This window comes from Protofrankia sp. Cas8 (assembly GCF_963555845.1).
GTDB lineage: Bacteria > Actinomycetota > Actinomycetes > Frankiales > Frankiaceae > Protofrankia.
The window spans coordinates 1-3686 of the sequence record NZ_CAUVXI010000144.1 but is presented as its reverse complement, the minus strand read 5'-3'; the positions used below and the strand labels follow the sequence as shown (position 1 = coordinate 3686).

2 protein-coding genes and 1 pseudogene are annotated in these 3686 nt (G+C 65.4%); all 3 read right to left on the bottom strand.

The features are described from left to right. Positions 1-562 (bottom strand): class I tRNA ligase family protein (locus tag U9977_RS18645; protein WP_322750561.1); only part of this gene is annotated, 562 nt, incomplete at its 3' end. Between the two features lie 217 nt (positions 563-779). Next, positions 780-1121 (bottom strand): annotated as a pseudogene (locus tag U9977_RS27110) (cupin domain-containing protein); the annotation flags it as partial. Continuing rightward, positions 1121-2401 carry a lysine N(6)-hydroxylase/L-ornithine N(5)-oxygenase family protein gene (locus tag U9977_RS18640; RefSeq protein ID WP_322750560.1) on the bottom strand — a complete coding sequence of 427 codons (1281 nt, stop codon included), beginning with the start codon at positions 2399-2401 and terminating at the stop codon, positions 1121-1123. The gene U9977_RS18640 and the pseudogene U9977_RS27110, both read right to left, overlap by 1 nt. Positions 2402-3686 lie beyond the last annotated feature (1285 nt).

The following is a 3686-nucleotide window of genomic DNA, read 5'->3' as shown; positions in this document are numbered from 1 at the left end:
GGACCTGCGCCGCACGCAACTGCACCGGATCGTCGGGGTACATGGTTGATCGCGGGTTGATGAGGTCGCCCGCGGCGATCGGATGGGCACAACTCTCGCAGAGCCCGGCGCATCCGTCGGCCAGACAGATCGGGCAACCGCCACGCACGTACCCGTCCACCAGGTACTGTCCGGTGCGCGGCGAGTACGGGAACATCATCGTCTCGAGTCGGAACTTACCGGCGGCGTGCAGCCGCTCCATGAAGCCCCGGACCACCTTGATGAACCGTTCCTCGACCCCGGTGAACCCGTCGATCGCGATGCCCATGGCCGCCAGGGTCGCCCGCACGTCCCGCGTCGAGCGGGCCACCAGCTCCGCCGGTGTCGTGCCCAGTCGGTGGGCCGTGGTCACCACGTAGGTCGGGGTGTCCTGGACGCCGGTGCCCAGCAGCGCCTCGCGGCCTACCGCGCGGCTGTACCGGGTGTACACATCGGCCGCCAGGAACGGACCTGCCAGGTGACCCAGATGCAGGTCGCCGTTTGCGGTGGGCGCGGGCGAGATCACCACCACCCGCCCGGTCACGGTACTTGCCCCTCGAGCGACCTGGGGACTTCGGCCTCCGGCGATGCGACAGAACCACGATCGCATCGCCTTTGGCCCTCGACCCGGAGAGTTCGGCCTCCGGCGATGCGACAGAACCACGATCGCATCGCCTTTGGCCCTCGAGCGACCCGGAGAGTTCGGCCTCCGGCGATGCGACAGAACCACGATCGCATCGCCTTTGGCCCTCGAGCGACCAGATGAACTTCACCGACATGGCGCTGTCCCACCAGATGCCGTAGTACTCGAAGTCCTCGGCATCGTCATTGACCACCTGATGGATGCATTCGGGGGGCAGATGCGCGATGTCGCCTTCGGTGAACTCATGCCGCTCGTCGTCGACCACCAGGGTCGAGCGACCCCTCATGGCGATGAAGATCTCGTGCTCGTGGTGGGTGTGCGCGGTCGACACGTCGCCTGGCCGCAGCACGCACCAGGCGCCTTCGAACGGCGCGTTCAGCACAGGCCAGGGCAACAGCCGTGCCGAGTCCAGACCGTAGGCACGGGTCAGATTCGCTCGGTCCAACCTGCGGATCTCCATCACGCGCTCCACGCCACCGGCGCCGCGCGCCGGTCGAGCAGGTCGGCGATGATGTCCTGGGAGCGGTGGGCGAGCACGCTGATCAACGAGTCCGAAATGCCATGGGTCTGTTCGTTGACGCCCTGCAGGTACACCGCGCCCCACGCCGAATCGTCCAGGTCGACGCGGTAGCGCCTGCTGACCGCGATGTCATCCAGCCCCAGCCGCTGTGCGAGATCCCGCACCAGCGCGGGCATTTCCGGTTCGTATCCGGTCCCGAGCAGCACCAGGTCAGCGCGCAGCGACTCGATCTTGCCGCTCCTACGGTCCCGCAGGTCCAGGGCAACCTCGTCGCCGTCGACGCGGGCGCCGACGACCTCGATCATGGCTCGCACGACGGATCGCCGGCGGCCCAGCATCTTCTGCTGGTAGAGCATCGAGTACAGCTCGTCGACGAAGGGCGCAGCCAACCCGGCGTAGTTGGTCAGATGCATTTCGTCGAGGATCTCCGCGCGGGTCTCACGGCCGCTGTCGAAGAACTCGTCCACGAAGGAGGGGAAGAACAGCTCGTTGACGAACTTGCTGGTCTGGTAATTCTGCAGGCCGACCGAGCGCACCAGGAGGGTCGGCTGGCTCAGCGGAAGGTCCTGGTGCAACGCCATGAACATCTCCGCCGCGCTCTGTGCACCGCCAACCACCACGGCCCGCAGTGGACGATCAGTCGGCAGTTGCGCGATCCGCGTGGAGTACCCGGTACTGTGGATCACCCGGTCGGCAGGCAGCTCGCGGAAGACGTCGGGGACGTACGGGTCGCGGCCGGTGCCGATGACCAGGTCGCGGCAACGGACGGTGCTGCCGCCGGCGAGGGTGACCGTCCACCCGAGGACCGTGCCGTCGCCGCCCCGCCTGGGTTCGACCCGCTCGGCGCGGGCGCCGTAGCGGACGCGGACATGCTCCAGGGAGTCCGCGACCCATTGCTGATAGCCGGACAGTTCCCAGCGGAACGGGTTGAACGTGCCCAGGTTCACGAACTCGTCCAGACGGCCCTGCTCGTGCAGAAAGCTCAGGAAGGTGAACCGACTCCTGGGGTTTCGCAGAGTCACCAGATCCTTCAGGAATGACACCTGACTGCGCGCCCACGGCAGCAGCAGGTTCCGCTGCCATTTGACGTCGGGATACTGCTCCAGCAACAGGGTGTTCTCGGCCAGCTCCCGTACACCGGACTCCTCGATGCCGATCGCCAACGCCAGGTTTGCCGGTCCGGCTCCGATCGCCAGTACGTCGACCTCTTGGTCTATCAAAATCCCACTCCGATCGTCGCAGTCCTATTCTGCTGCGCCGGCCGAACTCAGTTCGCCGGTACCTCACAATTCAAGCCGACCCAATCATTGTTCGACAGGATTGATCGCCGGAGACAACCAAATTCACGAACCTGGTCGGACACGAATAACGCCGCCCGTGACGGGCGGCGTTATTCGGCATGCTATTCATTCAGAAAATCCTAGCCACGGGCTGCCGACGGCACCTCGTCGATCGTGGCGTAGTCAACGGTCTCGTCGCTTCGCCGCAGCGTTTCCGGCTGGGCCGGACGGGGATGTGCATGCCGCTCGTTCTCCCGCATGCCCACCAGCGCGCACAACGCGGCGATCACGCCGATACCACCGCACACCGGCCAGACACCGTTGGCCAGACTCTGCCAGGCAAGCACGCCGAGAGTCGGCCCGAGCGCCAGACCGAGTCCGAATGTCGCGTAGTGCGCGCCGATGTACCGAGCCTTCACCGTCGCCGGGAACGTAGCCGGGTGTGCGAACATCGTCGGCCCATTGATCATCACACCGAAGACGAACACCACGGTGCTGAGAATGATCAGAACGACCGAGCGGGTAGCGAGTCCGTACGCGGCGAGACCGACGCCCATCAGCGCGGTACCAAAGGCACCCACGAGGTTCGGCCGCCAGTTCTTGACATAGAATGTGATCTTCAGTTCACACAGGACCACGGTGAGCGAGGACGTGGCGAGCACCACGCTGTACAGTGCGGCCGAATGCCCATCGGCGGTGATCTTGAGCGGCAGTGCGACCATGTACTGCACATAAATCATGGAACCGAGCAGTACCGAGGCCAGGAAAAGCAGGTAGTTGCGGTCACGCAACAGCACACCGTACGCGGACCGCTTGTCTTCGGTCGGCTTCTCCTGCGCCGCCGCGGCCGGCATATCCGGCAGGAAGGTGCGTGCGAGTACCGCGTACGCGAACGCGGTACCCGCATCGAGCCAGAAGAGCAGATCCCAGTTGAGCAGGATCAGCCCGGCTGCGATCAGCGGACCCAGTGCGGCGCCGATGTTCAGCGCCGTCCGCATCATCGAGAACGCCATGACGCGGTGCTCTTCGGGCATGAGCTCGCTGAGCAGCACCGCAGCCGCGGGCCGGTAGGACTGGGTGACCAGGCCGGCCAGGGCGACGGCGGCGACCAGGAGACCGAAGCGCGCCGGACTGCTCAGCCACGGAACGAGTCCTACGATCATGGATGAGGTCAGCATCTGTCTCTTATACACATCTGACGCTGCCGACGATCGCATAAGTGTAG